This is a genomic window from Leisingera sp. SA215 (assembly GCF_055902035.1).
Genome location: NZ_JBVVXU010000052.1, coordinates 1 through 15,779, shown reverse-complemented (window position 1 = coordinate 15,779; position 15,779 = coordinate 1). Strand labels below are relative to the sequence as shown.

At 61.0% G+C, this 15,779-nt stretch carries 13 protein-coding genes, 1 tRNA gene, 1 rRNA gene and 1 pseudogene; 7 read left to right on the top strand and 9 right to left on the bottom strand.

Going from position 1 to position 15,779, the window contains the following annotated elements; all coding sequences use genetic code 11:
- The 5 genes from AC0KW6_RS22100 to AC0KW6_RS22080 all read left to right on the top strand — a co-directional run.
- Positions 1-284 (top strand): transposase (locus tag AC0KW6_RS22100; RefSeq protein WP_474035950.1); only part of this gene is annotated, 284 nt, incomplete at its 5' end.
- 42 nt (positions 285-326) lie between these two features.
- Complete coding sequence (locus tag AC0KW6_RS22095; RefSeq protein WP_323778676.1) at positions 327-698, top strand: (2Fe-2S)-binding protein; 372 nt, start codon at positions 327-329, stop codon at positions 696-698.
- Complete coding sequence (locus tag AC0KW6_RS22090) at positions 695-1,330, top strand: hypothetical protein (RefSeq protein WP_323778678.1); 636 nt, start codon at positions 695-697, stop codon at positions 1,328-1,330. Before AC0KW6_RS22095 ends, AC0KW6_RS22090 begins: the two co-directional genes overlap by 4 nt.
- Positions 1,331-1,584: 254 nt before the next feature.
- Positions 1,585-2,997, top strand: a complete 1,413-nt coding sequence (locus AC0KW6_RS22085; RefSeq protein ID WP_474036130.1) for an IS4 family transposase — start codon at positions 1,585-1,587, stop codon at positions 2,995-2,997.
- Between the two features lie 114 nt (positions 2,998-3,111).
- On the top strand, positions 3,112-3,678 hold the full coding sequence (locus AC0KW6_RS22080) for a hypothetical protein (protein WP_474036129.1): 567 nt from the start codon (positions 3,112-3,114) through the stop codon (positions 3,676-3,678).
- A gap of 102 nt (positions 3,679-3,780) precedes the next feature.
- On the opposite strand, the gene AC0KW6_RS22075 is transcribed toward AC0KW6_RS22080, so the two are convergent.
- The 6 genes from AC0KW6_RS22075 to AC0KW6_RS22050 are packed head-to-tail and all read right to left on the bottom strand — an operon-like array spanning position 3,781 to position 10,984.
- Positions 3,781-4,734, bottom strand: a complete 954-nt coding sequence (locus AC0KW6_RS22075) for a siderophore ABC transporter substrate-binding protein (RefSeq protein WP_323778684.1) — start codon at positions 4,732-4,734, stop codon at positions 3,781-3,783.
- Positions 4,735-4,751: 17 nt separating this feature from the next.
- Complete coding sequence (locus AC0KW6_RS22070; RefSeq protein WP_474036128.1) at positions 4,752-5,525, bottom strand: iron ABC transporter ATP-binding protein; 774 nt, start codon at positions 5,523-5,525, stop codon at positions 4,752-4,754.
- Positions 5,522-6,460 carry an iron chelate uptake ABC transporter family permease subunit gene (locus AC0KW6_RS22065; protein WP_323778688.1) on the bottom strand — a complete coding sequence of 313 codons (939 nt, stop codon included), beginning with the start codon at positions 6,458-6,460 and terminating at the stop codon, positions 5,522-5,524. The genes AC0KW6_RS22070 and AC0KW6_RS22065 overlap by 4 nt, the downstream gene beginning before the upstream one ends.
- A gap of 2 nt (positions 6,461-6,462) precedes the next feature.
- Entirely contained in the window at positions 6,463-7,461 is a 999-nt protein-coding gene (locus AC0KW6_RS22060; RefSeq protein WP_323778690.1) for an ABC transporter permease, read from the bottom strand.
- A complete protein-coding gene (locus AC0KW6_RS22055) occupies positions 7,458-9,191 on the bottom strand; it encodes an ABC transporter ATP-binding protein (RefSeq protein ID WP_323778692.1) in 1,734 nt (577 codons plus the stop codon). The genes AC0KW6_RS22060 and AC0KW6_RS22055 overlap by 4 nt, the downstream gene beginning before the upstream one ends.
- Entirely contained in the window at positions 9,191-10,984 is a 1,794-nt protein-coding gene (locus tag AC0KW6_RS22050; protein WP_323778694.1) for an ABC transporter ATP-binding protein, read from the bottom strand. The genes AC0KW6_RS22055 and AC0KW6_RS22050 overlap by 1 nt, the downstream gene beginning before the upstream one ends.
- 216 nt (positions 10,985-11,200) lie before the next feature.
- On the opposite strand from AC0KW6_RS22050, the gene AC0KW6_RS22045 reads away from it, so the two are divergent.
- Positions 11,201-11,773, top strand: a complete 573-nt coding sequence (locus AC0KW6_RS22045; RefSeq protein WP_323778696.1) for a TetR/AcrR family transcriptional regulator — start codon at positions 11,201-11,203, stop codon at positions 11,771-11,773.
- A 474-nt stretch (positions 11,774-12,247) separates the two neighbouring features.
- A complete protein-coding gene (locus AC0KW6_RS22040; protein WP_323778698.1) occupies positions 12,248-14,338 on the top strand; it encodes a TonB-dependent receptor in 2,091 nt (696 codons plus the stop codon).
- Positions 14,339-14,514: 176 nt separating this feature from the next.
- Here the strand turns inward: AC0KW6_RS22040 and AC0KW6_RS22035 are convergent.
- From AC0KW6_RS22035 to rrf, 3 genes and pseudogenes are all read right to left on the bottom strand, one after another.
- A pseudogene (locus AC0KW6_RS22035) lies at positions 14,515-15,099 on the bottom strand (IS5 family transposase); the annotation flags it as partial.
- A gap of 461 nt (positions 15,100-15,560) precedes the next feature.
- Positions 15,561-15,637, bottom strand: a tRNA-Met gene (locus tag AC0KW6_RS22030).
- A gap of 44 nt (positions 15,638-15,681) precedes the next feature.
- Positions 15,682-15,779 (bottom strand): 5S ribosomal RNA (gene rrf / locus AC0KW6_RS22025); the annotation flags it as partial.

Here is a 15,779-nt window from a genome sequence, read left to right as displayed (position 1 = left end):
GCAGCCTCCCAAGCGTCGATTGGTTGCTCGGGGACCGAGGCTATGACGCCGACTGGTTCCGAGGGGCGTTACAAGACAAAGGGATACGCGCCTGCATCCCCGGCCGAAAGCAACGCAAGATCCCGGTCAAATTCGACAAGCGCCGGTATAAGCGGCGAAATCGCATCGAGATCATGTTCGGAAGGCTGAAGGACTGGCGGCGCGTGGCAACCCGCTATGACCGCTGTCCGAAAGTCTTCCTCTCAGCCATCGCCCTCGCTGCAACCGTCATCTTCTGGTTATGAATCCTGACCCTAGGGCTGACCGGTACCAAGAAAGGCTGCGACGTGGGCGATTGCGGCGCCTGCACTGTCCTGGTGGACGGGCAGCCGGTCAACGCCTGTCTGATGCTGGCCGTCGAAGTAGATGGCAAATCCGTCGAGACCATCGAGAGGATGCAAAGCGGCATTGAGGCGCTGCACCCATTGCAGGACGCCTTCATGCGGCACGGCGCGTCGCAATGCGGCTTTTGCACCCCAGGCATACTGATGATGGCCCGCGAACTGCTGGAGGGAAACCCGGACCCAACGGATGAAGAAATCCGCTTTGGCCTGAGCGGCAACATTTGCCGCTGCACCGGCCACAACAAGATTTTCGATGCGACCCGCAGCGCCGCGCAGGAAATGCGCCTGACCAGCGGGATGGAAGCCAGAACATGAACAAGCCCACCGGTACCCTGCAAAACCAGTTCCGGATCGTCGGCACCAGCGTCATACGCGAAGACGTGATCGAGAAGGTGACTGGCGAAGGTATTTACGTTTCCGACCTGATGCCCGCTGGTATGCTCTATGGCAAGGTCAAGCGCGCAGATGTGGCCCATGCCCGGATCAGGCACATTGATGTTTCAAAGGCGCTGGCCTATCCGGGCGTGAAGGCGGTTCTGACGGATGAGGACGTGCCCCGCGTGCTGCACTATGGCTCGCCGCATCCGCGTTCGGTCTCCTGCACCAAGGATCAGTACATCCTCGACAACAAGGTGCGGTTCTGGGGCGAGGGTGTTGCTGCGGTTGCCGCCGTCAGCGAAGTGATTGCCGAAGAGGCGCTGGAGCAGATCGAAATCGAATACGAGGAACTGCCCGCCGTCTTTACCCCCGAAGAGACCATTAAGCCCGGTGCGCCTGCAATCCAAGATGTTGGCCCCGGCGGCAACTTGGTGCTGGATCCGGTGAAGGTTGAGCGCGGCGATGTCGAAAAGGGGTTTGCCGAGGCCGATTTCATCCTCGAGGGCGAATTTGCGGGCGGCCGCCCGGTACGCTTGAGGATTACCTCCGCAACAACGTGGCCCGGATGATTGGCCTAGATCCGACACCGCCGCCGTGTTCGGTGGCTGAGGCCGAAGCCTATCTGCGCGGCAACGGTGTTGCGCTGGAACCGGCAGAGTAAGGCGCCTGCCGCCCGAACGAATTCAACAGGAAAGGCTGATGATTATCGGCTTGAAGTTACCCACAAGTCGTGTGGCGAATAGGTTCATCCACAAGACTTTGTCTTGCCCGAGAAGCCCCGATCATGATTCGCCATGTGGCACCGAATGAGTGAGGTGCGGGCATGGGGCAGAATTGGGTGGAAACGGAAACCGCCGGGTGTGATTTGGGTGACGTGCGGCTGAACCGGCGGCTCGGGGCAATGCTCGAGGCTCTCGGGGAGCGGCCGGGGAAATCGCTGCCCACGGCGTTCCAGGACTGGTCGGACACAAAGGCCGCTTACCGTTTCTTGTCCAATGGTAATGTCAGCGAGGACAAGATCCTTGAGGGCCATTTCGCGGCCTCTGCGCTGCGCATCCAGGCGACCGACGGTCCCATCCTGATCCTGCAAGACACTACGGAATTCTCCTTCAAGCGCTCGGCTCCGGAGAAGATCGGGTTCACGAAGGTGTCGACCGGACGCAAGCTGAAGGAAGGCCGCTATCAGAAGCATGCGGTCTGCGGGCTCCTAATGCATGCCAGCCTGGCGATCACGTCCGACGGGCTTCCGCTGGGGTTGACCGCCGCCAAGTTCTGGTCGCGCGCAAAGCTCAAGGGGACCGCCGCGCTCAAGCGCAAGATCAATCCGGCCCGGGTACCGATCGAGCAGAAAGAAAGCATGCGCTGGCTTGATAACCTGCGCCTGTCCACCGAACTGGCAGGTGCGCCCGAACGCTGTGTGCATGCCGGTGATCGGGAAAGCGACATCTATGAGCTTTATTGCCTGGCCGAAGAACTCGGGGCAAACTTCCTCGTTCGGAGTTGTGTCGACCGCTTGGCGGAGGATGGCGGCACAACCACTGCCAAGGTGATGGCCGAGGTGCAGTCCAGCGGAACCCACGAAGTCCGGTTCCGCGACGCGCAGGGCAAGGATCATTGTGCTGTGCTGTCGGTCCGGCACGCAACGATGACGGTCCGGCCACCGATCGGAAAGCAGCGGAAATACCGGCATCAGGACCTCCAGATCATCCACGCCGAGGAGTTCGACCCGCCGGTGGGCCGAGCACCCGTTATTTGGAAGCTGATCACGAACCTGCCGGTGGCGACCCACGCGGACGCTGTACACAAGCTCGAATGGTACGCGCTGCGCTGGAAGATCGAGACCTTCTTCCGGACCCTCAAAACCGGGTGCCGGATCGAAGAGCTGCGCTTGGCCACGGCTGATCGCCTGGCCAACTGCATCGCGTTGTGCTGCGTCGTAGCATGGCGCGTGTCATGGCTGACCATGCTGAGCCGCGAGGCACCTGAAGCATCGCCGGCGGCCGTCTTCACCGAAGAGGAGCGCCGCATGCACGAACACGCGACCCCGGGTAGAAAGCGGCAAGAACCGGACAATCTTGATTTCTATGTCAGGGCGGTCGCGCGCCTTGCAGGCTATCTCAACCGCGCTTCCGACGCGCCACCAGGGACGACCGTCATATGGCGAGGCTTCTCCCGCCTCGCCGGCCTCGTCGAAGGAGCCCGCATCGTAACGCCGCCGCCAGACACTTATGGGTAACTGCAAGGTTCGTTGACGGCCTACACTAAAGGTTTGCAATGGCCGCAATATCGGACAAGGACGAAGCTGCTCGTGCGGCATTGGCGCATACTGGTCCATGAGACAGCAAGTCAGATGCGTCAGAGCTTTTACCACTTAGGCATGAACGCGCGAAGGGACAGTATCCAGTCGCGTGGCAATCTGAGCCTGGGTCAGCCCGCCTACGCGCCGCAATCGGAACGCGGTGGCACCACGCGGATCGTCGCACGCTATGCCCAGCGTGTCTGTGATGCGCGTTTCACGCTTTTGGCGGCGGCGCCAGTCCCAAGCCAAATTTGCAACGATTGTGCGAAAGCCGGGCTTTGCCTTGGCTGGTGGAAAACGTTGGCGGCACACCGCAACCAGCTGTCCTGCACCAGCTTCTCAGCCTCCGTGCGGCTGTCGACGATCCGGCTGGCAATTGCGATCAAACGCTCCCAGTCCTCGATAAAACCCAGTAAGCCTGCCGGGCAAGTACGCGCCACTTTCACGAAATCCACTTTGGATGAATGGCTAGAAGAGTTCGTTTTCTGGCAGATTTTGAAAACGGTTAGATGTTTTTCCGCCATGAAGCAAGCGCTCGCCCCGGCCCGATCAGTACGGTTCGGCAGCATAAACGTTTCGGAGTGCGCCGACACGGGACTGATACCTAAAAACTCCTGACGAGAGGTTTCCGCGGCGCGTCTCCTACTAGCGAAACTGCGTAAAGCGGCGCCTGTTGTCAAAGCTGCTGCCTGCCAAATTCAACAACAGGGGGCCGCACAGTCATGGCCGGGCGTAGGCTTCCCGGATTTCCTCGATAATGATCGACAGCGACGTCGGCCCGGCTGCCGTCGTGTACCACGCCTCCGGGTCGACAAAGACGACGCGGTCGTTCTTCCAGGCCGGTGTGTTCTCTAGCAACGGATTGGCGATATACGCCCTGCTCAGCACAGGTCGATTTGTCATAACAGCCGTGCGGTCGATGATGAACAGAATATCCGGATCCGCAGCCTGAATGAATTCGCTGGTGACCGGTTGGCCGTGCAAGCCGGTCTCGTCAAAACCGCCGGCCGGAACAACGCCAAGGTCGCTGAACACGAAGCCATAGCGCGAGGTGGTGCCGAAGGCGCTGAACGCTCCGTTGTTATGCAGCAGGATCAGCGCCTTCTCCGGCCGTTCTGCCAGTGCGGCATTCAGGTCAGCTACCTTAGCATTCAGAGCCGCGATCCCGGCGCGGGCGATGTCCTCCTTGCCAAAGATCCGCCCCAGCGTCGCGAAGTGTTCCGTAATCGCCTGCAGATGACCGCGGCGGCTGTCGCGGTAGTCAACGTCGAAATAGAGCACCGGCGCAAAGGTGGAAATGTCGCTGTAATGCTCTGCCTGCAGCGCCGTCATTAACACAAGATCAGGCTGCAGGGCGTAGACCTCTTCGACATCCGGTTTGACGATAAAGCCAAGATCTCTGACCTCAGGATCCTCAACATACCCGGCGAGGAAATGCGGCACGAAATCCTTGGGCACGCCGGCGACCGGCACCCCCAGCTGGTCCAGAAAATCGAGATCATTCATGCCAAGGGCGGCAACACGTATGGGCCGATGCGCCAGTACGGTCTCGCCCAGCGAATGCGCAATCACCAGCGGCGGGCTGAACGGCACTACAACAGCCTCCTCGGCCCCGGCACCTGTGAAGACCAGGGACGCCAGACCGGCCAACAGCGCCTGCTTGATTGAACTCATTGCAGAAATACCCATCGTCAGATCCTTTTGCGGGGGGTGAAATAGTTGCACAGGCGGTTTCCGCCATGTGTCAGAATTTCGAAATCAAGGTTATAGAGCGCTTGCAGATGGCGCTCGGTCACTATTAGCCCGGTTTGCCCTTCGGCGACCAACTTACCGTCCTTCAGCGCAATCATGTGATCAGAATAATTGGCGGCGAAATTGATATCATGGATAACAACCACCACCGTGCGCCCGTAGCTATCGCAGAGAGTGCGCAGCACCTCCATGACCTGAACCGCGTGCTGCATGTCGAGATTGTTCAGCGGTTCATCCAGAAGCAGGCAATCAGTCTCCTGCGCAATGGTCATCGCAAGCAGAGCCATTTGCCTTTGCCCGCCGCTCAGCTCGTCGATGTATCTCTTCCGCAAATCCTCCAAAGACAATAGCGCCAAGGCACGATCAATGGCCTCATGGTCGGCCGCGGCCAGCCGACCGCGGCCGTGGGGAAAGCGGCCAAAAGCAACCAGCTCTTCGACCTTGAGGCGCAGATCGAACAGGCTGGATTGCCGCAAGGTTGCGACCCGGCGGGCGTAATCACGGGGTGGAAAATCGCCCAGCGGGCGGCCATCGAGGCAGATTTCTCCGCCGGATGGCTCCAGCAACCCGGCCATCAGCATCAGCAAGGTGCTTTTTCCGGCCCCGTTCGGCCCGATCAGCGAGGTCAGGCCGCTCCGCGGGATTGCGGCGCTTATCGGCTGGAGCACCGGTTTGCCGCGATAGGATTTCGCCAGCTTCGAGACGGTAATCATGAAACGCTCCGCTTGCGCAGGATGAGCAGCAGGAAATAGATCCCGCAGGTCAGGTTGATAAGAAGTCCGACACTTGTGGCAAACTGGAACAGATGCTGGACCAGCAGTTCCGCCAGCAGCGCTGCGGCGACGGCAATCAGGCAGCCGATCGGCAAAGTGCGACGGTGGTGATGGCTCCCGGCCAATTGATAGGCGATGTTGGCCACAAACACGCCCATGAAGACCGACGGCCCTATCAGACTGGTCGAGGCCGCTGTCAGCAGCGCAATCAGCCCCAGGATCAGCGCGGTTTCCCTGCCATGGTCGACCCCCAGCGAAAGTGCCTGTTCACGGCCCATCGCCACCACGTCCAGAACCGCCATCCGCCGAACAAGTAGAGCCGCTGGAAAACAGACGGCCATGGCCGCAAGCGCCAGCTGCACGCCGGTGATCCCGTCAAAGGACATCTGAGCAAAGCTCTGGAAAATGGCAAATTCTCCTGGGCTGATGCGTAGCTGAACGAATTGCGTGAAGCTGGTGATCACCAGCGTCAGAACCAGGCCCGCCAACAACAACAGGCTGATGTCCGTGCCGCGGCGGCGCAGCAGACAGACATGCAGCCCGACCGACCAGCCCAGCATCACCAGTACCGACAGCACCATATTGCCCGCCGCGCCAAGGGTCCGCAGGCTCTCGGCCCCGAACGCCAGGATCAGCAGAGCCTGAAACAGAAGATATACCGCCTCGTAGCCCATCACCGCAGGCGTCAGGATACGGTTGCGGGCCACGGTCTGAAACAGGATGGAAGAGAGCGCAATGCAACAGCCACCGGCCACCATTGCCCCTAGCCGCAATAGACGGCGCTGCAGGATAAACTCAGGCGGCACCGCCCCCCCCCACAGCACATATGCCAAAGCCAGCATCGCCAGCAGCAGCAGGATCAGGCCAAACCGCATCGCTACCGCCGCACTCTTAGGATCAACAGCAGAAAGATCAGGCCGCCAATCGCCCCCACCGTCAGACCGATAGGCACTTCGTAAGGATAGATAACTACACGCCCAAAAATGTCGCAGGCGAGGAGCAGTACCGCCCCCGTCAGAGCAACGGCGGGTAGGGTCTGGCGCAGGTTGTCGCCGTGCCAGATTGCTACCAGATTGGGGACCACCAGACCTACAAAGGGCACCGTCCCTACGGTGATGACGCTCGCAGACACCGTGGCAGAGACCAGCAGCAGCGCCAGCAGCACCATGCGGCGGTAGCGCAGCCCAAGGCTTTCCGCCAGATCCCGCCCCATTGCGGCCAGCGTGAAGCGCTGCGCAAACACATAAGTCAGCAGGACAACCGGCAGGATCAGGTAGATCAGCTCGTAATTGCCTTGCACCACGCGGGAGAAATCCCCCAGCATCCAGCTCTGCATGCTTTGCAAGTTGTTCTGACTGAGGGCGAAAAACTCGGCTATCGCACCCAATATACCTCCGAACATCAACCCGATTACCGGCACCAGAATGGTGTCCTGAAACCGCAGACGCTGCAACAGGGCGACAAAGAACAGGCTGGCTGCCAGGCAGAACGCTATTGCAAACCCCATCCGCAGCAGCGGCCCGGATGCGGGCAGCACGGTGATGGCGCATAATATACCCAGCTTCGCCGCCTCCATGCCCCCGGTCGTGGCAGGTTCAGCAAAACGATTGCGCAGGATCAGCTGCAACAGCACGCCGCTGACAGCCAGCCCGACGCCGGTCAGTACCAGCGCCGCCAACCGCGGCAGTCGGCTGGCCGTCAGGATCAGTAGTTGCTCCGATGTTGGGCGCAGCAGCCCCTCCGGCCCCAGACCGCCGGCACCAACCGCTAGCGACAGCACGCACAGCACCACAAAGATCAGGGGCAGCATGGCCTGCGCCGATTGCCTCCAGAAGGCTGCGGCACTCTGCAGCTTGCGCGCCACCGGCACCGTCATACCTGCCCCCCGATGCGCCAGCACCGGGCGCTGCGGTCGCGCGCAATGGCCGCGGCATAGGGTCCGCCGCGCGCTGCCAGGTCCGCCGGACGGCCGCATTCAACGACCCTGCCGCCTTCCAGCACTGCAACCTGATCGGCCATGTCCAGTGTCGCGATCCGATGCGCCACCACGATCAGCGTCCGGCGGCCACGCAGTTGCGCCAGCGCACGTGTGACGATGGCCTGATTTTCCGCATCCAGCGCTGATGTGGCCTCGTCCACGAGCAGAATCGGCGCGTCCTTCAACAGGGCGCGGGCGATGGCAATACGCTGACGCTCGCCGCCGGACAGCCGCACGCCGCCGTCGCCCACCTGGCTGTCCATCCCTTCCGGCAATCGCGTTACAATGTGGTCAACACCGGCGAGGCGCACAACCTCGTCCAGCTCTTCCGCGGTGGCGTCCGGACGTCCCATGCGGATGTTATCTGCAATGGTGCCCGGCAGCAGATAGGTATCTTGAAACACCTGACTGATCAGTTCGGACAGCGTCTGTTCCGACATCTCACGCAGATCCAAGCCACCAATCCGTATCGCCCCGCCGTCTGGATCATGAAACCGCGCGACCAGCCGCAGCAGCGTCGATTTCCCCGACCCGGAGGCGCCGATCACCGCGGTCATGCTGCCCTGCGGCACCTGTAGGGACAGGTCTTTCAGCACCGCATCGGCCGTGGGGTGATAGCTAAAGTAGACATTCTCCAGCGTGACAGAGGCATCCTTGGGCTGCCGCGGTTGCGCTGGAACCGGCAACGGGCAGGCATCCAAAATTTCTGTAAGCGTGATCAGCTGCGCCCTGGCGGCCCGCAGCGCGGCAGCAAAGCCTGCCAGCTCGGTCACCGGCTCCAGAAACCGCATCACCAGCACGAGGGCCACCACCAGCGCCACCGCGCGCTCCGGGGGCAGACCATCGACGTACCGGAGCGTGGCCATTAGGATTGCGCCCGCAAAAACCCCTTGAATAACCCAGCTATTCATCATCACCGACAGGGTCGAGAGGCGGATCAACTGTCGTGAAGACCGGCGTTGGCGATCAAAGGCCGCGTCCAAAAACTGCGCCCCGGAGGCATTGAAGGCCCTTAAGATCGCCTGCGAACGTGCAAATTCCACCGCCCTCTGGCTGGTCTCGGCGGCAGCGGCGTGAAACCCTTCCCCGGCCTTACGCCCCAAGCGCCCGGCCAGCCCCCCCGCCCCGATCAGCACCGGCAGCGCCAAAGCCGCCAGACTGCCAGTCTGCCAATCCAGCAGCAACAGCACCAGAATCAGCACCGGCGGCACCGCAAGCCCGGTCAGCACCGGTGTGAAGACATGCGCCGGCAACTGCGCTACTTCCATTACGCCATCTGTCAGCGCATGCGCCAGCCGCCCAGCGCTACCGGTATCAAACCAGCCCGCCGGAAGGCGGGCGACATGACGGCCCAGCCGCAGCCGGACACCGCGCAGCACCGCTATTCCCACGTCGATGCCGGCGGTTTCCACCCGCCGCCGTAGCAGCCAGCAGCACAGGGCCGCAGGCATCAGGGCTCCGATCCATACAGCGGCGGCAGCGAGGTCACCGCGCAGCGCGTGCTGCATCACCGGCACTGTCAGCGCAATGGTGAGTGCATTCAAAACACCACAGGCCAGTGCCAGTAGCCCGTAGCGCCGGAGCACGGCGCCATCCGCACCGAGCAGCCTCGTCAGAAGCTTGATCATCAGACCGCCTTTTTTCTGCTTTCGTTTGCATTCCCCGGTCCGCTGCTGGCAGCCCACAGCCCGGCATAGCGTCCCTGCTGTGCCATCAGCTCCGCATGGGTGCCCACCTCGCGGATCCGGCCCTGCTCCAGAACCACGATGCGATCCGCCGCCACGATGGTCTCCAGCCGGTGCGCGATGACCAGCAACGTGCGGCTGCGGGACAGGTCGGAAAGCGCCGATTGCACCGCCAGTTCGCTTTCCCCGTCCAGCGCTGCGGTGGCCTCATCAAGCACCAGAATCGGCGGATCCAAAAGCACCGCGCGCGCGATGGTGACGCGCTGCGCCTCGCCCGCCGATAGCTCTGCATCGCGGCCGATGATGGTGTCATATCCCTTCGGCAGGGCCTCGATCCGGTGGTGGATATGCGCCGCCAGCGCGGCCGCCTTAACCTCCTCACGGCTGGCCCCGGGGCGACCGAGGGCGATATTGTCATGCAGGCTTGCGTCGATCAGCTGCACCTCTTGCAGGACAAACCCAACCCGCCTGTAGAGCTCGGGCAGGCCGATATCACGCAGATCTGCACCACCAAGGATGATGCGCCCCTGGGTCGGGTCAAAAAACCGCAAGGCAAGCCGGGCCAGAGTCGATTTTCCAGCCCCTGACACACCGGTGATGGCGGTGATCGTCCCCGGCTCCAGCGTCATCGAAATATCTGACAGCACCGGATGACTGCCGCCATAACCATAGCTGACGGCATCGAACTGCATCACATTTCCCTTAGGAACGACCCGATCCTGCGGTGCCGGCTCCGGCAGCACTGGCAGTGCCAGTACCGCATCTATCCGCGCCGCCGCTGCACTGGCCTGCGCCAGCCCATGCGCCATGAACCCCAGAATCAACATCGGCGCTGAAACCCCCGGCGCCATCAGAACAAAGGGCAGGATGTCCACAGGCGCGAGCCAACCCAGCCACAGGAAACAGACCCCAAAGATCAGCACCAGACTTGTGACCGAAACCGGCGCAATCAACGCGTTAGCATTAGCCAACGGGGCAATCAACGGCCGGGTAAAACGCAGAAACGCTTCGAGAAAGTCGTCCACCGCCTTGCGGTAGGCCGCTGGCAGTTCGCCGGACCGGGAGAAGGCGCGAATTACCGGCATCGCCCGGCCGAAACCATGGGCCGCATCGCTGATCTGCGTCTGCGCCTTGGCAAAATGCGCCATCCGCTCGTGGCTGATCGACTTTTTCGCTGTCCCAAAAATCAGGTGATGCAGGGGAAACGGCGCCAGCGCCAGCGCGGCCAGACGCCAGTCGCAATAGGCCAGGAAACAGGCGGTCACCGCGATGGCGCTCCAGCAGCGCGCCCGGCCGGTAAAATAATGCGCCGTCAGTTCGTGCAAAGTGCCCATGTCGTCCTGCAGCGCTTGCTTCACATCCCCAACCCCACGCGAGGTGAACCAGCCAAGTGGCACGCGCGCAAGCCGCGCCGCCACCCGCTTACGCAGATCCGCAGTAAGGGCATCATCGGCGAGATGCGCCAGATACTCCCCCGCTGAGATCAGCAACAACCCGAACAGCAAACACAGGATGCTAAGCCCTGCCATGGCCCAAAGCACCGCCTCGGCCCCTGTATTTTCCGGGGCGAGCATACGCGTCGCGATGACGGCTGAGCCCGCCAGCGGCACCAAGGCCAACCCCTGCCCAACCCCGGCCAGCAACGCCGCCCGGCGCAGACGGCCGCGAATAGGTGCCAGCAAACTGTCCATGCCCGCGGGGGCGCCGACTGCTTCTGGCGCATTGTTTTCGCTCATGAAATATCTCGGTTTTTTTGTCAGATGCGGAAATGACTGCCTCGACGCGCAGCTTGCGCGCATCTGGGGTGTTTTTTGTATAGTACCACTAAACTAATTGTACAAGCAGGCTTGCATCGTCTTGGCTGGCGCCGCGGGAAAGGGGTTTGCAACTCCAGCGCAGCACCCATATTTTCCACCCAGCCCAGCCAGAACAGGCTAGATCGAAGGACCAGCGTGACCGACCAGAAACCGAAACCCGCCCGCGGTCGCCCGCGCACCATCACACGCGACCGGATCGCCCATGCAGGCATCGAAATTGGCCTGCCGAATCTCACCTTCATCGGGGTGGCAAATGCATTGGGCGTATCCCAGGTTGCCCTCTACAAGCGTGTCGACAGCCTGGAAGATCTGCGAACACTCGTGGCAGAAGAAGCGTTCTTGCGCTGGCCGTTGCCCGACCCGGCCGCAGATACGGACCTGACTGAATACATGCATCGCTTTAGTCTCAGCATCTGGCACTTGGTGTATGAACACTCCGGCATAGCCCCTTATCTGCTGCGGCGGGACTGGATCACCGAGCCGATGATGCAGCGTACTTACGATCATCAGCGCCGGGTTGCGGACAGGTTTGGACTGACTTTCGATCAGTCGAACCGGGTTTTCTTTACCATTGCCTACCACTGTATCGCAGTTGCCGATGCCTCCCGTGCCGAAACCCCCAGCAGCGCCGATGCCGAACAGCTGCACGGGTTTGGCATTGAGGCCATGATAGCGGGCGTCATGGCATTGATCGGACCGCAAAGCTGACAGGCGCCTGGATGTGCCAGGTGCCGACGCAAGAATTTGCTTCCCTGACATGGCTGTGCCAAAACCCCCATTTAGTTTGCACTCAATAAACTAATTGACAGAAGCCTGCTGAGCGCCCATTTATGCGGTGCCCAGCCTGCCGTAACGCCCTTGGCGTGCGCAATGCCCGGTAGGACTGACGGAGACAGTGTGTTGTCTGCAATGCCCGAGGTGCCGCGGTCGGCCCGCCGGGGCCGCCAAGACGCCGCCAAGACGCCGCCCGTCGTTAAGTTGCCCGTCAATGCCGGTCAATGAAATACAAAGGGGTTCCCGGGATGCCTGACATCTAATCACCTACTCCCACGTCAAAGCGGCGGCGAGAGGCGCCGTTGTCCACTCTCTCTCAACCTCCCGACGGCCCGTCCGCACGGCGTGTGCCTGTGCGCGCATCTAAACCTTCAAACAAATTTGCTATATGCGATCCGGAACAATCTGATGCCCTATTGCCTTTCCCGTCGCGCGGCCCTTCTGGCCAGCGCGCTAAGTTCACCCGCCCTGCTGGCAGGAACATCCGCATTCGCCGAAGACACCTCTGGAGGAACTGTTCAGCTGGACGAGATCATCGTCCGGGGCATCACAGCAGAACGCTCCCTGCAAGATACCTCCAGCTCAGTCAGCGTCATTGGTGGCGAGGAACTGGAGGAAAAAGCAGCCTCTTCAACAATCAACGAAGTGATCGCGGACACGCCGAACGTCTTCATACCAGGCACCACCAGCGCCCCGATCATTCGCGGCGTGGACAGCGACGGCCCGCTCGTTGGAGGCAATGCCTATCTGGCCAAACCGCTGCCACGCGCCACCATGAGCGTCGACGGCCGGTATGTCACCTCAATCGAACTGGGTGCCGGCGGCACCACGAGCTGGGACGTCGAAACAGTGGAAGTGTTCCGAGGCCCGCAAACCACTTCACAGGGCGCAAACGCCATCGCCGGTGCCATTGTTGTCAACACAAAAGACCCGACCTTCACGCCGGAATATGCCGGGCAGATCGTTTACGGCAGCCGCAACAAACGCCGTCTCTCCTTCGCCGCATCCGGACCGCTGAGCGACGACCTGGCTGCTCGCATTGCATTGGATTACACAGGCCGGGATACTTTCGTCACCTACACCAACGCCAGCTTCACAGAGCCAGGCTTTGACTACGACTTCGCCAGCCTGAACGGGCGGATCAAGTTGCTTTGGGAACCCACCGATCTGCCAGGGCTTCAGGTAAAGCTCACCTACTCCCATACCGATTTGCACCGGCCAAATAACGAAACTGTCACGCCGCCCTATGATGCGCTGAAAAACACGAGCGAATATCAAGACTATATGGACGTGGTTTCAGACGGGCTCGTTCTGGACGTCGCATACGACTTTTTCAACGGGGTAAAACTTGCAAACCAGCTTCAGTACTCCGAAGCCAAGTATGACTTCGTATTTGCCTATCCCTACTCGGGAGCGGCATCAAGAGACTATCAGAACTTCAGCAATCAACTGAAACTGACTTTCGGGCAACCAGGAGATGTCTGGAGCGGCGTCGCGGGCCTGTACTACTCTGATGAAGATACCAGTGCCGATTTTACAAACACGTACTTTGGCGCCCCCTTCGGGAAAGCTGCCCTGACTTTTCGCACCCGCAGCACCGCCCTTTACGGAGAGACCACCTGGCGTTTTGCGCAGGACTGGGCTCTGACCGGGGGCCTCAGACTGCAACAGGACCAGATAGAAATCAACGGGACGACCAGCTATGTGCCAGGCCCTCTCAATTATGACCGAAACTTCACCGAGCTCATGCCCACCTTGACGCTGGCTTATGACCTGTCCCCCGACTGGACCGCGGGCGCCACAGTTAGCAAGGGATATCTGCCAGGTGGTGCCGGCACGAATTTCCGCGGCCAAGCGTATTATGAGTTCCAGCCCGAGACGGCAAAGAATGCTGAGCTGTTCGTGCGTGGCAGTGCGCTTGGCGGTGCGATGACTTTGGCAGGGAACCTCTTCTATACAGAATATGAGAACATTCAGCGCTCTGTCACAAACTGCCTGGACGCAGACTGCACCGTGACCCAGGGCTCAATGATCGTTAATGGCGAAAAAGCACATTCCTACGGATTGGAGCTGGACGCCGACTATTACGCCTCATCGTCGCTGCGGCTTTCAGCGAGCCTAGGTGCCCTGCAGACCGAGGTAAGCAAGTTTACAGATCATGACGGAACGAAATACGAGGGAAATGAGTTCGCCCGGGCTCCGGGCTACTCCATTGGGGTGTCTGCCGCGTGGGATATCACGGACAATCTGACACTTCACGGCGATGCGCGCTATGTGGATGGGTATTTCAGCAGCGACACAAATGAACCCGACTCACATGTTGACGGCTACGCTCTGTCCAATCTCCGCCTCAGCTATCGCCCGAACGACAACTTGGAATATTTCACCTATGTTAACAACATTTTCGACAACCGCGCTGCATTGTCGACCAGCCGCAGCGGAGCGGTTGAAATCCTAGAACCGCGCGAAATTGGCGCGGGACTGCGCGTCGCATTCTAAGCCATTCTGAACCGCGCCCGCCTAGAAATTGTATTTGTTATGCGAGCTGAGCGTTGCATTAATGCCCTGATTCGAACAGCGCGTTCACGATTGTGACGATCTTTCTGGCGACGGATGCGATGGTCGTTGTTGCAGAACGCCTTCTTGCGGCCTGACTTCCCCTTTCGCCTCTGAACTTAGGCGCCGAGTGCATGGAAGCGGTTGATGAGGGCGATGCGGATGTGGATTTCGGCGGTTTGGCGGTCAGGGTCTCTTGCAGCGATGCGCTCGCCGAATGCCTTCAAGCCGCGCATCTTTGCCTCGACCCGGCTCCGGGCGTGGTATCCCGTCCCGCGTTTCCAGACGGCCCGGCCTTAGTACCGGGTGGCGCGCAAGGTTTCGTTTCTGACCTGTGCAGCCGAGCAGTTTTCTTTTCACGGCCGGCCATTCTGGCAGATAGGGATAATCGGGGCGGCACCAGGCTCGATGATGGCGGAGTGGCAACGGCGCGTGTCATAGGCTCCGTCTGCGGTCACGCTGCTGATCTTTTCGTCCTCCGGAATCTGATCGAGCAGTTCCGGCAGGACCGGACTGTCGCCGTCGCGGCCGGGGGTGAATCCGACAGCACGGGTGTCAGACGTGGCAGCATCCATCGCAAGATGCCGCTTGCGCCCCTCTCATTGATTGCTTTGCAATCAACTGCCGGACAGTGATTGGCACCGCCCCTGAACGCCGTGCTTGCGGGCCTGCCACTCGCCAAGGAACTTGATCCCGGTGCTATCCGCTGCCCGGCAGGCGGCTGTCCCCTCCCGATCCGGTTGAAGGATCGGCAGAGTGCCGTGACGGGACCAGGCGATGACCAACCGTGTTCGGAGCCCGGAGCTGTCCGGGAATTACCGAAATCCCTGTCCGGGAATTTGCGAAACCCGCAAGCTGGAACACAGCCCTGCCCCGGACCCGGTGGTGTTTCACCCGTCGATGGCGGAGGCCTACCGGGAGCGGGTCACCCGGCGGATCAAGGGCCTTGGCACGGCCGAGGGCATGGTCGAGGCCAAGGAGGCGCTGCGGGCTCTGGTGGAGCGGATCGTGCTGGCGCCTGCGGCGGAGGGCCCTGGCCTGGATCTGACCCTTGAGGGCGACTTGGCCGGGCTGCTGCGCCTGGCGGCGGGTGCGGCGGGTGCAAACGCAGGAAAGGCTCCGGGCGTTATGCCTGAAGCCTTTGAAGGTATTGAGGAAATTGTGTTGGTTGCGGGAGCAGGATTTGAACCTGCGACCTTCAGGTTATGAGCCTGACGAGCTACCTGGCTGCTCCATCCCGCGTCAGGTTATTATTGTATCGTTGCGAGAGATTTGGATTTTACTAGGTTTGGCGGTGACCTACTCTCCCAGGGCTTGAGCCCAAGTACCATCGGCGCGGCAGTGCTTAACTTCCGGGTTCGGGAAGGGACCGGGTGTTTCACTT

Coding starts and splice junctions, on each gene's coding strand:
- AC0KW6_RS22090 (WP_323778678.1), top strand. CDS start 695: ATGAACAAGCCCACCGGTACCCTGCAAAACCAGTTCCGGATCGTCGGC.
- AC0KW6_RS22085 (WP_474036130.1), top strand. CDS start 1,585: ATGGGGCAGAATTGGGTGGAAACGGAAACCGCCGGGTGTGATTTGGGT.
- AC0KW6_RS22080 (WP_474036129.1), top strand. CDS start 3,112: ATGCGTCAGAGCTTTTACCACTTAGGCATGAACGCGCGAAGGGACAGT.
- AC0KW6_RS22075 (WP_323778684.1), bottom strand. CDS start 4,734: ATGAGTTCAATCAAGCAGGCGCTGTTGGCCGGTCTGGCGTCCCTGGTC.
- AC0KW6_RS22070 (WP_474036128.1), bottom strand. CDS start 5,525: ATGATTACCGTCTCGAAGCTGGCGAAATCCTATCGCGGCAAACCGGTG.
- AC0KW6_RS22065 (WP_323778688.1), bottom strand. CDS start 6,460: ATGCGGTTTGGCCTGATCCTGCTGCTGCTGGCGATGCTGGCTTTGGCA.
- AC0KW6_RS22060 (WP_323778690.1), bottom strand. CDS start 7,461: ATGACGGTGCCGGTGGCGCGCAAGCTGCAGAGTGCCGCAGCCTTCTGG.
- AC0KW6_RS22055 (WP_323778692.1), bottom strand. CDS start 9,191: ATGATCAAGCTTCTGACGAGGCTGCTCGGTGCGGATGGCGCCGTGCTC.
- AC0KW6_RS22050 (WP_323778694.1), bottom strand. CDS start 10,984: ATGAGCGAAAACAATGCGCCAGAAGCAGTCGGCGCCCCCGCGGGCATG.
- AC0KW6_RS22040 (WP_323778698.1), top strand. CDS start 12,248: ATGCCCTATTGCCTTTCCCGTCGCGCGGCCCTTCTGGCCAGCGCGCTA.